This is a genomic window from Marinobacter sp. (genome assembly GCF_041690455.1).
Lineage (GTDB): Bacteria > Pseudomonadota > Gammaproteobacteria > Pseudomonadales > Oleiphilaceae > Marinobacter.
The window spans coordinates 1-15,736 of the sequence record NZ_JAWLHI010000081.1 but is presented as its reverse complement, the minus strand read 5'-3'; the positions used below and the strand labels follow the sequence as shown (position 1 = coordinate 15,736).

Annotated in this window: 16 protein-coding genes; 11 read left to right on the top strand and 5 right to left on the bottom strand. The window is 61.3% G+C overall.

Annotation, left to right across the window (positions count from 1 at the left end; genetic code table 11):
* Positions 1-248: 248 nt before the first annotated feature.
* A complete protein-coding gene (locus ACESMW_RS16320; protein WP_372988061.1) occupies positions 249-620 on the top strand; it encodes a PilZ domain-containing protein in 372 nt (123 codons plus the stop codon).
* A gap of 150 nt (positions 621-770) precedes the next feature.
* On the opposite strand, the gene radA is transcribed toward ACESMW_RS16320, so the two are convergent.
* Positions 771-2,147 (bottom strand): DNA repair protein RadA, encoded by a 1,377-nt coding sequence (gene radA, locus ACESMW_RS16315; RefSeq protein ID WP_372988060.1) that lies wholly within the window; start codon positions 2,145-2,147, stop codon positions 771-773.
* Positions 2,147-3,808 carry an energy-dependent translational throttle protein EttA gene (gene ettA, locus ACESMW_RS16310; RefSeq protein ID WP_372988059.1) on the bottom strand — a complete coding sequence of 554 codons (1,662 nt, stop codon included), beginning with the start codon at positions 3,806-3,808 and terminating at the stop codon, positions 2,147-2,149. The genes radA and ettA overlap by 1 nt, the downstream gene beginning before the upstream one ends.
* Positions 3,809-4,068: 260 nt before the next feature.
* Between ettA and glyA the strand changes: the two genes are divergently transcribed.
* The 8 genes from glyA to ACESMW_RS16270 all read left to right on the top strand — a co-directional run bounded on the left by glyA (position 4,069) and on the right by ACESMW_RS16270 (position 10,684).
* Positions 4,069-5,322: a serine hydroxymethyltransferase gene (gene glyA / locus ACESMW_RS16305; protein WP_372988058.1), complete on the top strand. Its 1,254-nt coding sequence runs from the start codon at positions 4,069-4,071 to the stop codon at positions 5,320-5,322.
* A 69-nt stretch (positions 5,323-5,391) separates the two neighbouring features.
* The gene (gene nrdR, locus ACESMW_RS16300) at positions 5,392-5,910 is read left to right on the top strand and encodes a transcriptional regulator NrdR (protein ID WP_092005696.1); all 519 of its coding nucleotides are present in this window, start codon (positions 5,392-5,394) and stop codon (positions 5,908-5,910) included.
* Complete coding sequence (ribD, locus tag ACESMW_RS16295; protein WP_372988057.1) at positions 5,907-7,022, top strand: bifunctional diaminohydroxyphosphoribosylaminopyrimidine deaminase/5-amino-6-(5-phosphoribosylamino)uracil reductase RibD; 1,116 nt, start codon at positions 5,907-5,909, stop codon at positions 7,020-7,022. The genes nrdR and ribD overlap by 4 nt, the downstream gene beginning before the upstream one ends.
* Positions 7,023-7,087: 65 nt before the next feature.
* Complete coding sequence (ribBA, locus tag ACESMW_RS16290) at positions 7,088-8,203, top strand: bifunctional 3,4-dihydroxy-2-butanone-4-phosphate synthase/GTP cyclohydrolase II (protein WP_092005702.1); 1,116 nt, start codon at positions 7,088-7,090, stop codon at positions 8,201-8,203.
* A 47-nt stretch (positions 8,204-8,250) separates the two neighbouring features.
* Positions 8,251-8,727: a 6,7-dimethyl-8-ribityllumazine synthase gene (gene ribE / locus ACESMW_RS16285; RefSeq protein ID WP_372988056.1), complete on the top strand. Its 477-nt coding sequence runs from the start codon at positions 8,251-8,253 to the stop codon at positions 8,725-8,727.
* Positions 8,727-9,203, top strand: a complete 477-nt coding sequence (gene nusB / locus ACESMW_RS16280) for a transcription antitermination factor NusB (protein ID WP_092005708.1) — start codon at positions 8,727-8,729, stop codon at positions 9,201-9,203. The genes ribE and nusB overlap by 1 nt, the downstream gene beginning before the upstream one ends.
* Positions 9,204-9,206: 3 nt before the next feature.
* Positions 9,207-10,160 (top strand): thiamine-phosphate kinase, encoded by a 954-nt coding sequence (gene thiL / locus ACESMW_RS16275; RefSeq protein WP_372988055.1) that lies wholly within the window; start codon positions 9,207-9,209, stop codon positions 10,158-10,160.
* The gene (locus tag ACESMW_RS16270) at positions 10,157-10,684 is read left to right on the top strand and encodes a phosphatidylglycerophosphatase A (RefSeq protein WP_372988054.1); all 528 of its coding nucleotides are present in this window, start codon (positions 10,157-10,159) and stop codon (positions 10,682-10,684) included. Before thiL ends, ACESMW_RS16270 begins: the two co-directional genes overlap by 4 nt.
* Positions 10,685-10,705: 21 nt before the next feature.
* Here the strand turns inward: ACESMW_RS16270 and ACESMW_RS16265 are convergent, their stop codons facing one another.
* Complete coding sequence (locus ACESMW_RS16265) at positions 10,706-10,909, bottom strand: DUF6316 family protein (RefSeq protein ID WP_092005718.1); 204 nt, start codon at positions 10,907-10,909, stop codon at positions 10,706-10,708.
* Positions 10,910-11,166: 257 nt separating this feature from the next.
* Between ACESMW_RS16265 and ACESMW_RS16260 the strand changes: the two genes are divergently transcribed.
* Complete coding sequence (locus ACESMW_RS16260; protein WP_372988053.1) at positions 11,167-11,820, top strand: DUF2057 family protein; 654 nt, start codon at positions 11,167-11,169, stop codon at positions 11,818-11,820.
* A 24-nt stretch (positions 11,821-11,844) separates the two neighbouring features.
* On the opposite strand, the gene ACESMW_RS16255 is transcribed toward ACESMW_RS16260, so the two are convergent.
* Together ACESMW_RS16255 and ACESMW_RS16250 are read right to left on the bottom strand one after the other, a co-directional pair.
* Positions 11,845-13,509 (bottom strand): wax ester/triacylglycerol synthase domain-containing protein, encoded by a 1,665-nt coding sequence (locus ACESMW_RS16255; protein WP_372988063.1) that lies wholly within the window; start codon positions 13,507-13,509, stop codon positions 11,845-11,847.
* A gap of 135 nt (positions 13,510-13,644) precedes the next feature.
* Positions 13,645-14,556: a LysR substrate-binding domain-containing protein gene (locus ACESMW_RS16250; protein WP_372988052.1), complete on the bottom strand. Its 912-nt coding sequence runs from the start codon at positions 14,554-14,556 to the stop codon at positions 13,645-13,647.
* 98 nt (positions 14,557-14,654) lie between these two features.
* On the opposite strand from ACESMW_RS16250, the gene ACESMW_RS16245 reads away from it, so the two are divergent.
* Positions 14,655-15,644 (top strand): glutathione S-transferase family protein, encoded by a 990-nt coding sequence (locus tag ACESMW_RS16245; RefSeq protein WP_372988062.1) that lies wholly within the window; start codon positions 14,655-14,657, stop codon positions 15,642-15,644.
* Positions 15,645-15,736 lie beyond the last annotated feature (92 nt).

The following is a 15,736-nucleotide window of genomic DNA, read 5'->3' as shown; positions in this document are numbered from 1 at the left end:
CGGTTGTCGAGTTGAGTCCGGAATACCACCAGTAAGATGTTTGCTGGTCGGCTTTCCTGGCCGGTCGGTAAAAATGGGGTCAGATGAAAGCCTTCATCTGACCCCAAGTTCGTCCCCTTATGCCCGGCCGAGCCCCCATGCTCAACCCGTCAAACCGGGCCGGATTCTCCCATTTCACCCCGATTACTGGCCGGTTTAACCTGTCCGGACTATGGTCATAAAAAAAGGCTGATAACAGGAGTAAACCCTTGTCCGCACACGTCCATGACAAACGCCGATTCCAGCGCATTGAATTCGACGCGCCCTGTGAGCTGCACTGGCAGGACAACGTCTGGCGCACCGAGGTTCTGGATATTTCCATGAAGGGGGTGCTGGTGAAACGGCCGGAAGGCTGGTCAGCGCCGCTCCGGCAGCCCTGCGAGGTGGTGATTCACCTGGACGATCATTCGGCCGCCATCGTCATGGCCGTGGAGCTGAAGCATGTCGATGAGCAGCGGCTGGGGTTCAGCTGCCAGTACATTGACCTGGAAAGCGCCACGCATCTCAAGCGCCTGGTTGAGCTGAACCTCGGGGACCCGGCGCTGCTGCAACGGGAATTCGCCAGATTGGTGGATAGCTAAAAACGGGGTCAGATGAAAGTGTTCATCTGACACCACCTTCACGCACCAAAGCTTGGGCACCTAACTCAGGGGTCTGATGAAAACCTTCATCTGACCCCATTTTTAACTCCGGGGTCAGAAGAAAGCCTTCTTCTGACCCCAGTCTCACCCCTAAAACTCCTCCAGCGCCGCCAACGCATCACTCAGCTTGGCCACGGGCACTACCTTCATCCCCTCAACCGGCTTGCGCGGCACATTGGCCTTGGGCACCAGGGCGCGGGTAAAACCATGCTTGGCCGCCTCGTAAATCCGCTCCTGCCCGCTGGGCACCGGCCGAATCTCGCCGGACAGCCCAACCTCCCCGAAGATCACCAGGTCCTGGGGCAGGGCGCGGTCGCGGAAGGAGGAGACGATTGCGGCCAGAAGCGCCAGGTCGGCACTGGTTTCGTTGACCTTCACGCCGCCCACCACGTTGACGAACACATCCTGATCCGACACGTGCATGCCTCCGTGGCGATGGAGCACGGCCAGCAGCATGGCCAGCCGGTTCTGGTCGAGGCCCACGGCAACCCGCCGGGGATAGCCGCCCTGGGCCATGTCCACCAGCGCCTGGATTTCCACCAGCATCGGCCGAGTGCCTTCCCAGACCACCATGACCACACTGCCGGGCGCGGCCTCCTCGCCCCGGTTCAGGAAGATGGCACTGGGATTCTTCACCTCTTTCAGGCCCTGTTCGAGCATGGCGAACACGCCCAGCTCGTTCACCGCCCCGAAGCGGTTCTTGATGCCCCGCAGGGTGCGATACCGGCTGTCGCTGGAGCCTTCGAGAAGGATCGAGCAGTCAATCATGTGCTCCAGCACTTTTGGCCCGGCGAGGCTGCCGTCCTTGGTGACGTGCCCGACCAGGAACAGAATGGTGCCGGTCTGCTTGGCGAAGCGGGTCAGGAACGCCGCGCTCTCTCGGACCTGTGACACGGAGCCGGGGGCCGACTCTATATCGGCAACATGCATGACCTGGATACTGTCCACCACCAGGATCTTCGGCTTTTCGGTCTCGGCAACCTGCATGACCCGCTCGACGCTGGTTTCTGACAGCATCTTCAGGTCCCGGGTGGGCAGGCCCAGGCGCTTGGCGCGCATGGCTACCTGTTGCAGGGACTCCTCGCCGGTGACGTAGAGCGCGGGAACACCCTCCGCCAGGTGGCAGACTGCCTGCAGCAGCAACGTACTCTTGCCGGCACCGGGGTGGCCGCCCATGAGTACCGCCGAACCCTCCACCAGGCCGCCGCCAAGGACCCGATCAAACTCCTGCATGCCGGAGCTGATGCGCGGCTGCTCGGCCAGGCTGACGTCATCCAGGCTCTGAACCTCCGACAGACTGCCGGCAAAGCCCTCGAACCGGGCGCCCCGGGCTCCCTTGGCATTGCTGCTGACGCCGCGCACTTCGCTAATGGTGTTCCAGGCCTGGCACGCGGTGCACTGGCCCTGCCACTTGGAATAGTCGGCGCCGCATTCGGTGCAAACAAAGGCGGTTTTTGCTTTGGCCATTACGCCAACTTCTTGTACTTCATCCGCTTGGGCTGCATCGCGGAATCGCCCTTGCGCTTCTTGAAGTCCTCGTCGTACTCGCTGAAGTTGCCTTCGAAGTAGACCACCTCGCCATCATCCTCGAACGCCAGGATGTGGGTGGCCACCCGGTCCAGGAACCAGCGGTCGTGCGAGATCACCAGGGCAGAGCCCGGGAAGTTCAGCAGGGCTTCTTCCAGTGCGCGGAGGGTTTCCACGTCCAGGTCGTTTGTGGGCTCGTCCAGCAGCAGGACGTTGCCACCCTGTTTCAGCAGCTTGGCCAGGTGCAGACGGTTACGCTCACCACCGGACAGGTCGCCGACTCGCTTCTGCTGGTCGCTACCCTTGAAGTTGAAGCGGCCCACATAGGCACGGGACGGAGTCTCGTAGTTACCGACCTTGATGATGTCCTGGCCGTCGGAAAGCTCTTCCCATACGGTCTTGCTACCGTCCAGGTCGCGCATCTGGTCGACGTAGGCGATGTCCACCGTTTCACCAAGGGTGATGTCGCCGGAGTCTGGCTGGTCGTAACCGGCAATCAACTTGAACAGCGTGGACTTACCGGCACCGTTACCACCGATAATGCCGACAATGGCACCCGGCGGTACGCTGAAGGAGACGTCTTCATACAGCAGGCGGTCACCGAAGGACTTGCTGATGCCCTCCACCTCGATCACCTTGTTGCCCAGGCGTGGTCCGGGCGGAATGTACAGCTCGTTGGTCTCGTTGCGCTTCTGGAATTCCTGGGAGCTCATCTCCTCGAAGCGGGCCAGGCGGGCCTTGCTCTTGGACTGGCGGCCCTTGGCGTTACTGCGAACCCATTCCAGCTCCTGTTTGATGGCCTTCTGGTGGGAAGCCTCCTGCTTGGCCTCCATCTCCAGGCGCTTCTCCTTGTTCTCCAGCCACTGGCTGTAGTTGCCCTCGAACGGGATGCCGTGGCCACGGTCCAGTTCCAGGATCCAGCCAGCGACGTTGTCCAGGAAGTAACGGTCGTGGGTGATGGCAACCACGGTGCCTTCATAATCGTGCAGGAAGCGCTCGAGCCAGGCCACAGATTCGGCATCCAGGTGGTTGGTGGGCTCGTCCAGCAGCAGCATGTCCGGGCCGGACAGCAGCAGGCGGCACAGCGCTACGCGGCGGCGCTCACCACCGGAAAGAACGCTCACTTTCTGATCCCAGGGCGGCAGGCGCAACGCATCGGCGGCAACTTCCATCTTGCGCTCGATGTCGTGGCCGTCGGTGGCCTGGATGTAAGCTTCCAGTTCGCCTTGCTTCTTGGCCAGGGCGTCGAAGTCGGCGTCGGGCTCGGCGTAGGCGGCGTAAACCTGGTCCAGTTCCGCCAGGGCGTCGTGCACACCGGAAACCGCCTCATCGACGATTTCCTTGACGGTCTTGTCCTCGTCCAGCTCCGGGTCCTGGGGCAGGTAGCCGACGTTGATGCCAGGCTGGGGGCGGGCTTCGCCGATGTAATCCTGGTCCACGCCGGCCATAATACGCAGCAGGGTGGATTTACCGGCACCGTTCAGACCCAGTACGCCGATCTTGGCGCCCGGGAAGAAGCTCAGGGAAATGTCCTTGAGGATTTCACGCTTGGGCGGAACCACCTTGCCCACGCGGTTCATGGTGTATACGTACTGGGCCATAACTGGCTGTGTCCTCTGTTAAATTCGGAGGTAATAAAAAGCAACGTGCAGATTAGCCACGTAAGGTAGCGAAACGGGCCCGCTATGGCAATTGACGGAAAACCGAAGGTTGCGATGTGACGGTATCTGCGGACGGTTTAAAGGATGATTTTTCACCCGATTTCAAGATAGAATAGCGGCCCAATTTTTCCGGGCCACCGGCGGTTTTGTCTTCGCGGGCAGGGCGCCGGGCCAGTAAAGCACACAGAGGCAGCACATCCATGTTTAATCGTGATATGAAAATCGCCGGTTACGACGACGAACTCTGGACCGCGATGGAAGAGGAGCGCAAGCGTCAGGAAGCGCACATCGAGCTGATCGCATCCGAGAACTATACCAGCCCGCGGGTGATGGAAGCCCAAGGTAGTGTGCTGACCAACAAATACGCCGAAGGCTACCCCGGCAAGCGCTACTACGGTGGCTGCGAGTTCGTCGACAAGGCCGAGGTACTGGCCATTGAGCGCGCCAAGGAGCTGTTCGGTGCCGCCTACGCCAACGTGCAGCCGCATTCCGGTTCCCAGGCCAACTCCGCGGTGTTCATGGCCCTGCTCAAGCCGGGTGATACCGTCCTGGGCATGAGCCTGGCCCACGGTGGTCACCTGACCCACGGTGCCAGCGTCAACTTCTCCGGCAAGATCTACAATGCCGTGCAGTATGGCATCAACAACGAAACCGGCCTGATCGACTACGACGAAGTCGAGAAACTGGCGGTCGAGCACAAGCCGAAGATGATCATTGCCGGCTTCTCCGCCTACTCCCAGGAGCTGGACTTTGCCCGCTTCCGCGCCATCGCCGACAAGGTGGGTGCCTACCTGTTCGTGGACATGGCCCACGTGGCCGGCCTGGTCGCTGCTGGCGTTTACCCGGATCCGGTTCCCCATGCCCACGTAGTGGCAACCACCACCCACAAGACCTTGCGCGGTCCCCGTGGCGGCCTGATCCTGGCCTGTGACGACGAAGACCTGCAGAAGAAGCTGAACTCCGCCGTGTTCCCGGGCGGCCAGGGCGGCCCGCTGATGCACGTGATTGCCGCCAAGGCAGTGTGCTTCAAGGAAGCCATGAGCGATGAGTTCAAGGCCTATCAGCAGCAGGTGGTCAAGAACGCCGCTGCCATGGCAGAGGTGTTTATCGAGCGGGGCTACGACGTGGTTTCCGGTGGTACCAAAAACCACCTGTTCCTGGTCAGCCTGATCAAGCAGGACATCACCGGTAAGGACGCGGACGCGGCCCTGGGCCGTGCCCACATCACCGTCAACAAGAACGCGGTCCCGAACGATCCGCGTTCCCCGTTCGTCACCTCCGGCTTGCGGATCGGTACTCCGGCCGTGACCACTCGTGGTTTCGGTGAGTCCGAGTGCCGTGATCTGGCCGGCTGGATGTGCGACATTCTCGACAACCTCGAAGACGACGCCGTCAATGCCCGGGTGCGCGAGCAGGTCGAAGCCCTGTGCGCCCGCTTCCCGGTCTACGGCTAAACTTCAGGCAAGACCCTGCCGGACCGGTCAACTGATTGCCGGTCCGGCTCCTCTCCGGAGTTCCCGATTATGCATTGTCCTTTCTGTGGTGAAGCAGATACCAAGGTGATTGACTCTCGGCTGGTGGCCGAGGGGGATCAGGTGCGCCGCCGCAGGGAGTGCCTGTCCTGCCATGAGCGCTTCACAACCTTTGAAACCGCCGAGCTGGTCATGCCCCGCGTGGTCAAGCAGGACGGGACCCGACAGCCGTTTGACGAGGACAAGTTGCGGGCCGGTCTGATGAAGGCGCTGGAAAAGCGGCCGGTCAGCATCGAGGAGATCGACGCGGCCCTGAACCGGATCAAGTACCGCCTGCGGGCCACCGGTGAGCGGGAAGTGAAATCCATGCAGCTGGGCGAAGAGGTGATGACCGAGCTGCGTCAGCTGGACAAGGTGGCCTATGTCCGCTTTGCCTCGGTCTACCGGAGTTTCCAGGACATCAACGAGTTCAAGGAAGAGATCGAACGGTTGTCTGCCAACAACGGCGAGAATGCCGTGGACGTGGCCAAGGCACTGGCAGACAACCATTCCCGGAAAGGCAAGTCATGATCGACGTCCGTGACAGGGCGATGATGGCCCGCGCCATCCAGCTAGCCTGGCGGGGGCGTTATTCCACCCACCCGAATCCGCGCGTTGGCTGTGTCATTGCCCAGGGTGACCGTATCGTGGGTGAGGGCTGGCATGAACGTGCCGGTGAGGCCCATGCCGAGATCCGGGCACTGAGTCAGGCCGGTGCCGAGGCTCGGGATGCAACCGCTTACGTGACTCTGGAGCCCTGCAGTCATTTCGGCCGGACGCCACCCTGCGCTCGTGCGCTCATCGAAGCGGGGGTAACTCGGGTTTTTGCAGCAACCAAGGATCCCAATCCGTCGGTTTCCGGGCGCGGTCTGGACATGCTCCGGGATGCCGGTATCAAGGTCACGGAAGGTTTGCTGGCGGATGAAGCCGTCCGATTGAATCCCGGCTTCATGAAGCGAATGAATACCGGGCGACCCTGGGTCCGCCTGAAGATGGCAGCCAGCCTCGACGGCCGAACTGCCATGGCCTCTGGCGAGAGCCAGTGGATCACCGGCCCGGAGTCAAGACGTGATGTCCAGCGCCTGCGGGCCATGAGCGATGCCATCCTGACCGGTGTCGGCACGGTGCTGGCGGATGATCCTTCCATGACCGTACGTCGGGAGGAACTGGGAGACATCGGTGATGCCACCGAGCCCTCGCGCCAGCCGCTGCGGGTGATCGCGGACCGGGATGCGCGTACACCGCCCTCGGCCACCATCCTGCAGGGTGGCAATGTCCAGCTGTTTTGTGCCTCGTCGGCCCTGCCGTCAGCGCCTGCCCAGGATCTCGCGGCGCTGGGGATCAGTCTCACCGGTGTGGCCTGGAAGGACAACGGCGTGGACGTGGCCGAACTGCTGGATTCCCTGGGCGAACTGGGGATCAATGAGCTGCTGGTGGAGGCCGGGCCGACCCTGGCCGGCACGTTCATCAGCGAGAACCTGGTGGATGAACTCTGGCTTTACCAGGCACCGGTATTTCTCGGTAGTACCGGGCGACCTACGGCAAACTTGCCACTGGAAACCATGGCGGACAAGGTACAATGGAACGTACTGGACCGGCGCCAGGTTGGAGAGGATCAGCGCCTGATCCTGGCTCCACGCTAATTCACTAAATTCATGGCCCGGGCAGGGTGGATGCCTGCCGGGAAGCCAAAAGGGTGCGACACCGTATGGCACTGAACAGCATTGAAGAAATCATCGAAGATATCCGTCAGGGCAAGATGGTCATCCTGATGGATGATGAGGACCGGGAAAACGAGGGTGACCTGGTGATGGCGGCTGAGCACTGCACGCCGGAAGCCATCAACTTCATGGCCCGGTTCGGCCGTGGCCTGATTTGCATGCCCATGACCCGGGATCGCTGCGAACAGCTGGGCCTGCCCCTCATGGTGCAGCAGAATGCGTCCGGGTTCGGTACCAAGTTCACCCTGTCCATCGAAGCCCGGGAAGGTGTGACCACCGGCATATCCGCCGCTGATCGCGCCCGCACCGTGCAGGCTGCGGTGGCGCGAAATGCCAAGGCGTCTGATCTGGTCCAGCCGGGCCATATCTTCCCGCTGATGTCGGATCCGGGCGGCGTGCTCAGCCGTGCCGGCCACACCGAAGCCTCCTGTGATCTGGCCGCGCTGGCCGGTTGCGAGCCGGCCGGTGTGATCTGCGAGATCATGAACGACGACGGCTCCATGGCCCGCCGGGAAGATCTGGAGCGCTTCGCCGAGGAACACGATCTCAAGATCGGCACCATTGCCGACCTGATCCATTACCGCACCATGAACGAGCGGACTATCGAGTGCGTTGAGGAAAACGAACTCGACACCGAATACGGTGTGTTCAACCTGCGCACCTACCGGGACAACATCCAGGGAGCTACCCACCTGGCCATGGTCATGGGGGATATCACCCCGGAAGAGCCGGCGTTTGTGCGGGTTCACATCACCGACACCCTGCGTGACCTGCTGGGTGCGCGCCGGAAGGATTCCCGGAGCTGGCCTTTGCACCATGCCCTGGAAAAGGTTGCCAGCGAGGGCCGTGGTGTCGTGGTGCTGCTCAACAGTGCGGAAGACAGCTACAACCTCGAGGACCGGATTCACGAGTTCTTCGACGAAGGCCAGAAATCTGCCGGCAAGGGCAGTTCCGGCGTGTATTTCACCGTGGGAACCGGGTCGCAGATCCTGCGGGACATCGGCGTTGGCAAAATGCGCCTGCTGAGCCCGCCGATCAAGTTTTCCGCCATTTCCGGTTTTGATCTGGAAGTGGTGGAGTACGTTCCCTACACCCCCGAATGAGAAACCCGGCCGTCCAACAGGTTTGACGGCCAGTGAAGGAGCCATCGATGGCAGATATCAAAGTAATTGAAGGTGATTTTACCCAGTGCAGCGGCCGTTACGCCCTGGTCGTGGGTCGTTTTAACGGTTTCGTGGTGGAAAGCCTGGTTGAGGGCGCGGTAGATACCCTGCGCCGGCACGGCATTTCCGATGACGACATCACCATTATCCGGGTGCCGGGCGCCTATGAAATGCCGCTCGCAGTCAAGCGTGTTGCCGAGACCAGCGAGTACGATGCGATCATCGCCCTGGGCGCGGTTATCCGCGGTGGTACCCCGCACTTCGAATACGTGGCCGGTGAGGCTGCCAGCGGTCTGGGCGCGGTCAGCCTGGATACCGATGTGCCGGTGACCTTCGGTGTTCTGACCGTCGATTCCATCGAGCAGGCCATTGAGCGCTCCGGCACCAAGGCCGGAAACAAGGGCGCCGAAGCGGCCATCACCGCGCTGGAAATGGTCAGCCTGTTCAAGAAGCTGGGTGAGTAATGAGCGAAACTGACGGCACCACCCCTCAGCAGCCTGCCTCCGGGCAACCCAAGGCCGGCGATCGCCGCCGTGCCCGGGTGCTGGCAATGCAGGGTCTGTATCAGCGCCACTTCAGCAAGAGCTCGATCTCCGACATCGAAGCCGAGTTCATGGTCGACAACGACATGAGCAAGGTGGACCTGCTGTACTTCCGGGACCTGCTCCGTGGCGTGCATCGGGAGCAGGGTGAGCTCGACGGCCTGCTGGAACCGTTCCTGGACCGCCCGCTGGCAGAGGTGGATCCCATCGAGCTGGCCATCGTCCGTCTGGGTGCCTACGAGCTCAAGAACCGGCTGGACGTTCCCTACCGGGTCGTGATCAACGAGGGGATCGAGTTGGCCAAACGCTTCGGTGGCACCGAGGGTCACAAGTTTGTTAACAGCATTCTCGACAAGCTCAGCCGCCGTCTTCGCCTGGCCGAGACGCGTCCGCGCTGAGTAATGGGTGAGTTTGACCTGATCCGTCGTTATTTCCTGCCGGTCGCTGAACAGCAGGGCCATCCGGACCTGCTGTTGGCTCTGGGAGATGACTGCGCAATCCAGCGCGTTCCTGCGGATCAGGACCTGGTGTTCTCGGTGGACACCCAGGTGGAAGGAGTTCACTTCCCGCGATACTACCCGCCAGAGTATACCGCCTGGCGGGCGCTGGCTGCGGCCGCCAGTGATCTCGCGGCCATGGGCGCGACCCCGGTCTGTTTTACCCTCGCCCTGACCCTGCCGGAGGCCAATGAAAGTTGGCTCGAAGGTTTCGGCAAAGGCCTGGCGCAGGCAGCCTCGCGGTTCGGGTTGGCCCTGGCCGGTGGCGATACCACCCGCGGCCCACTGACCATCTCCATACAGGTTCACGGTACGGTCCCGAAAGGTCAGGGATTGATGCGCTCCGGCGCACAGGTCAATGATCTGGTGGCGGTTTCCGGAACCCTGGGCGATGCTGGTGCCGCCCTGGACTATCTTGACGTACCGGAGCCGGATGACGATGAGCGTGCCCTGCTGGAGCGGTACCATCACCCTCTGCCCAGGTTAGAACTGGGTCAGGCCCTGCGAGGGTTCGCCTCCGCCTGCATTGATATCTCCGATGGCCTGAGTGCCGATCTCGGTCATATCCTTGAGCGCTCCGGTGTGGGCGCAACTCTCAATACATCGTTGCTGCCGTTATCCATGCCGCTTCAGCGTTGTACCGGTGAGCGCGCTCCACACCTGGCATTGTCCTCCGGCGACGATTACGAGCTCTGTATCGCCGTCAGCGAGGAACGCTGGGCCAGGCTGCCAGAGGAAATAAAGAACCAGTTGACGGTGATCGGGCGTATCGACGGGGGAAAGGGAATTCGCTTTGAAGATGGTGCGGCTGGGAATTCGGGCCCGCAGGGCTTTGATCATTTCGGGAGTAATTCATGAGTCGTGAGCAGGATCTTGGAGAACCGGAACTGACCCAGCCGCTCCTGCCACCGGGATTCCTGAAAAATCCGGTGCACCTGCTGGCGTTCGGGTTCGGCAGTGGCGCAGCGGCCCGGGCTCCCGGAACCTGGGGCAGCCTGGCTGCTATCCCGCTCTGGTACGGAATAGCCTGGCTTCCCGGAGCGGCCTACTGGGCCGTGATTGCGCTGGCTTTTCTCGTCGGGATCTGGCTGTGCGGAAAAACGGCGGAGGACCTGAAGGTTCACGACCATGGTGGCATCGTCTGGGATGAGTTTGTCGGCATGTGGATCGCCCTGGGCCTGTTCCCGGACCAGATCTACGGCGTGCTCATGGCCTTCGCCCTGTTCCGGCTGTTTGACGTCGTCAAGCCGTGGCCCATCGGCTGGCTCGACGAACGCCTGCCAGGCGGCCTGGGTATCATGGTGGATGACGTGGTTGCGGGTTTTATGGCCCTCGGCTGCCTCTACGCCATTGACCGCTGGCTGATGCCCATCATTATCTGACGGGCAAAAGCCAGGCGCGGGTCAGTGCAGTTTCTGCTCTTCCGGAAGCATCCGCACGACGTGCAAAAACCGCTTCAGGCCGATTTCAGCCCGTTCCCGCGAACTGAAGGGGCCACTGTCAAATCCTTCCCGGGTGGTGAAGTACCACTTGCTCCCGACGCAGAAGAAGCGACTGCTGCGAAAGGGCACGGGCCCTTCTTCTCCGGACCTGCATTGAGTGTCCATTGATGTCTCCTGAGCCCGTTTCTGGTTTTATTCTTTCGGGCGCCGTATGGATTCAGCCGATGGTTTAAAATTAATCCAATCCGGACCAAATTCAAAATTTTTTTACATTTTTACCGGGCCGGTCCCAAAAGTGGATTTCCAGGCCCGGTTGCTCACCTTGCGACTGTCTTGCGCTTGCAATGGCTGAGGGGCAGAATGCAGGGCATCGAGCGTGGACCTCAGCGCCCTTCCTTTGCCTGTGATATCAAGGAGATTTCATGAGAATCAACCGTGTAACTGCCGTGTGCAAGTCTTTGTTGGCGGGCATGCTTGTGCTTGCCGTGGCCGGATGTGCCTCCAGCATCAGTCGGGTGGAAACCTGGGAAGGGGAGCCTGCGAACGCCGCTGAGGCCGCCACCCTCAAGGCACCGGGGGAAATCCAGGTCAGCAGGGTGAACGGCAAGTCAGTCACTAACTTCATGATGGACGATCTGGCCCTGGATTTTGCCCTGCTGCCGGGCCAGAACGAGGTTGTGTTTACCTACAAGACCATCTGGGCAAAGTCCGGCGTGGTTGAGAACGGTGAATCAAAGGTCCACGTTATCGAGAGTGAGCCTCAGGTGGTTCGTTTTGATGCCAATCCCGGGGCGGTCTATCGTTTTGATTTTGAAAAGCCCGCCACCCGTGCGGAGGCAGAGCAGATGATCGAGACCTTCTCGGCAGTGATTGTCAGTGATAGCGGTCAGGAAGTGGCAAGCTCCAGTGACTGGGATCCCAGGCAGAGTGTTGCAGCCCGCACTCCGCTCACAGACAGCAGCGCCGATGGTTCCGACGCTGCAGCCACCGGCACGGCCCTTGAGCAGCTCAAGTCGGTCTGGGCAACGGCCAGTGAGGAAGAAAAGCGCGCTTTCCTGCGTTGGGCGTTCGAGTAAGCTGCTCTCCGCGCAAGACCCTGGTCAGGCCCGGAATCGTTTGAGGGTCTTGCGCAAGGCGCTCTCCAGAAGGGTCAGAGCCTCATCCGTCAGGCTCTGGCCTGCCACCTCCCGGGGCGCATCCCCGCTATCGGCCAGCGCCACCTCCGGCGCACAGGACTCGATACTCGCCAGACTCTCCTCGACCAGATCCGGGAATGACATGCCGTCCGCAACCACGTCCGGACATAGCGTGAAATTCAGGGTCAGTTTGCCCTGGTAACTCACGGCCACGATGACCAGCCCCATGCTGTCGAACAGTGGCGCCGTGTTGTACTGGCGCACCAGTCGCGCCCCCTGCAGGTATAGCGGTACCTGGGGCCCGGGCACGTTGGTGATCGGCAGGTTGAAGACCGGTTGGTAGCGCTGGGCAATCTGCAGTTCCGAGTACAGGCGGGCGGACAGGGCCAGCATGGTGGAGGGCAGTAGCTCGGTGAGTCGGTCGGCTGCGATTGCCTCCCGGTAGGGCTCGGAGGCGACCGCGTTCCAGTGGATCTGACGGATGCGTTTGGCAGGATCCGGCTCGTTGGTGGCCAGATCCAGCAACATGGCGGACATCTGGTTGCCCGTGGCCCGGCGCAGACTGCTGGAGCGGACGGAAATCGGCGTCATGGCCACCAAGGAGCGGTCGGTGTCGGCCTTCTGAGTGACCAGGTACCGGCGCAGTGTCTCGGCGCACAGCCCCAGCACCACATCGTTCAGGGTGACGTCCCCCAGTGTGGCCTTGACGGCCTTCAGTCGGGACAACTCAACTGTGGTCGCCACTATCTGCCGGTTGGCGGTGATCTGGCGATTGAACGGACTGTTGGGTGCCGAAAACAGGGGCAAGGGTAAAGGCAGCTTGCGTAGCTGCTTGTGGATGACCCCGCGTGCGGTGGCCTCGGCAGCCGTCATGGCCAGGGAGGTAACCTGCAGCGGCGTGCGCAGCAAATTCGCCCCGGCCTGCAGCATGACCCGCTCCTCCGAGGGCTCCGGGCATGGTTGCCAGGGCCGCGGCGGCGTGATCGGCCGGGGTTCCGGCGTATATTCCAGCAGCTTGCCGATAATCTCCTCACCACTGAAGGCGTCGATGGCGGCGTGGTGGAGCTTGACGATCAGGGCAAAGCCTTTGTTGCCGCTGGAGCTTTGGTGCTCGCCCCCTAAGTCGGGGTCAGAAGAAAGCCTTCTTCTGACCCCATGATCACCCGCGCCCGCGCGGCCACCCCCGGGGTCTGAAGAACTCGTTCTTCTGACCCCATTTTCACCCTCGCCCCCTCTTTCATCACCAAGGGTAAAACCATCAACAAAGGTAATATGCCATAACGGCCGATCCCGCTTAAGCGGCTCCTCCAGAATCTTCGACGCCAGCGCCATCAAATCCGACTGATGACTATGCTCCGCCAGGTTCACATAGGCCAGGTGGCGCTCGATGCTGAAATCCGGATCATCGATCCAGTAGGGACGACCGAGTCGGAGCGGGATTTCCTTCAGGCGCTGGCGGAAGACAGGAACCACATGCAGGCGGCTGCGCAGATAGGCAACAAAGGTGCTGAACGGGAGCGGCTCGTTCCGGTTGCTGGCATCGAACAGGTAGACCCCGCCAATGTGCATGGGTGCAGTTTCCGATTCCAGGTACAGGAACGAGGCATCAAGTTCCGACAGCTGCCGCATCATGGGACTCCCTTCGGCGTGTTTTCCCGCAGTATAAACGAATGGCCGCTTAATCCGGTTGACTGGGGCGTCTGTCGCTCGCCCGTGCCGGGGCCACCCCGGGGGTCTGAAGAAAACCTTCTTCTGACCCCTTATTCACTCCCTGAGCCAGGAGCGAATCTCGGCGTCGTCCTGCAATCGATCCCAGAACCACATCAGTGCCTTGCCCTGATCCTCGGCATGGCGGGCCAGGTGCAGCATGATTGGTTGGCGCGGTTCGTGAACGGCCTTCTCGACCAGGGTGCCGGCCTCAAGCTGGCTGCGGATACGGGCCTTGGGCAACCAGCCCACCCCGAGCCCCGATTCCTGGATGGCGATCTTCTGGTCGATGTTGGCCACCGTCAGCGTGCGCTGGCGGTGGAATATGCCTGCATGGCCGGGCGGCAGGGACCGGGACGTGTCGGCGGCAACAGCGGCCGGGTAGTCGGAAATATCCTCTTCCGACAGAGGCTCTGTGGCACCGGCGAGCGGGTGGTTGGCCGCCACGGCGAAGACGAACTCCATCGCGCCAAGATTCGTGGTGGTGAAGTTGCCCGCCGGCTTGCTGAAGTGATCGGCCCCCACCACCAGGTCCACCCGCCGACTCTGCAGGGCGTCCCAGGCACCGGCAAAAACCTCCTCGACCACCTGAACGTCCACGGGAACGTCGAGGGCGTGGAAGTCCCGGATGGCCGGAAACAGGCACTGCGCCGGCAGCAATGAGTTGAATCCGATTTTCAGCCGGGTTTCCCAGCCCTGGGCCACCTGCTTGGTGGTGTGAGCCAGGTTCTCGGCCGCTTCCAGCAGCGCGCGGCCTTCCTCGAGCAGGTACCGCCCGGCGGGGGTCAGAATCGCCCGGTGACCGCTACGATCATAGATGTCGACATCGAGGTCCTCTTCCAGTTTCTGGACCGTGTAGCTGATCGCCGATGGCACCCGGAACAGTTCCGCCGCGGCACCGGCAAAACTGCCCTTGCGGTCAATGGCATCAAGGACTTTGAGGGCGTCTATGGTGATGGCTGTATGCATGTTCGAAATATCTGAGGTAGTTGGCCAGAAATGCTTGTTTGAGAGGGTAGCAGGCGGGGCTTTATTCTTCCTTACAAATTATTGTGAAGGAGTTGATGATGGGACTTCTGGTCGATGGCAAATGGCAGGACAAATGGTACGACACCGACAAGACCGGCGGAAAATTCGAGCGTGAAGCCGCCCGGTTCCGGAACTGGGTGACGGCAGACGGATCGCCCGGGCCGAGTGGTGAGGGTGGCTTCAAGGCAGAGAGTGGCCGGTACCACCTGTATGTCTCCATGGCCTGCCCCTGGGCGCATCGGACACTGATCTTCCGCAAGCTCAAGGGGCTGGAAAAGCACATCTCTGTTTCCGTGGTCCACCCGGACATGGTGGAGAACGGCTGGGAGTTCCGCCCTGGTGATGAGCAGCATCGGGACCATCTGCACAACTTCCGGTTCATGCATGAGGTCTATACCAAAGCGGCTCCGGATTATACCGGTCGGGTGACCGTGCCCACCTTGTGGGACAAGGAGCGGGAAACCATCGCCAGCAACGAATCCGCCGAGATCATCCGGATGTTCAATTCCGCCTTCAACGGCCTTGAGGGCGTCAACGCGGAGCTGGATTTCTACCCCGAATCACTGCGCCCGGAGATTGAGGAGGTGAACGAGCGGGTCTATCACACCGTCAACAACGGCGTGTACAAGGCGGGTTTCGCCACTGCTCAGGACAAGTACGAAGAAGCGTATAGCGCCTTGTTCGAGTCCCTCGATTGGCTGGAGGAGAGACTGTCTGGGCAGCGCTATCTGGTCGGTAAGCAGCTGACAGAGGCCGACTGGCGCCTGTTTACCACCCTGATTCGCTTTGATGCGGTTTACTACAGCCACTTTAAATGCAATCGCCAGCCGATCCGGGAATTCCCGAACCTGTCCGGCTACCTGAGGGACCTGTATCAGGTTCCCGGTGTCGCCGAGACGGTGGATATCGGGCAAATCAAGCGGCATTACTACGTGAGCCAGCGCACCATTAACCCGACCCAGATCGTGCCGGTAGGGCCGGAACTGGATTTCGATGCGCCTCATGGGCGGGATAAGTTCGGAGGGTGAGGCCTAAGACGGGGTCAGATGAAGGCTTTCATCTGACCCCTTTTTCATGTCTAACTTCAGGGGTCTGATTAAATCCGTCATATGACCCCAGG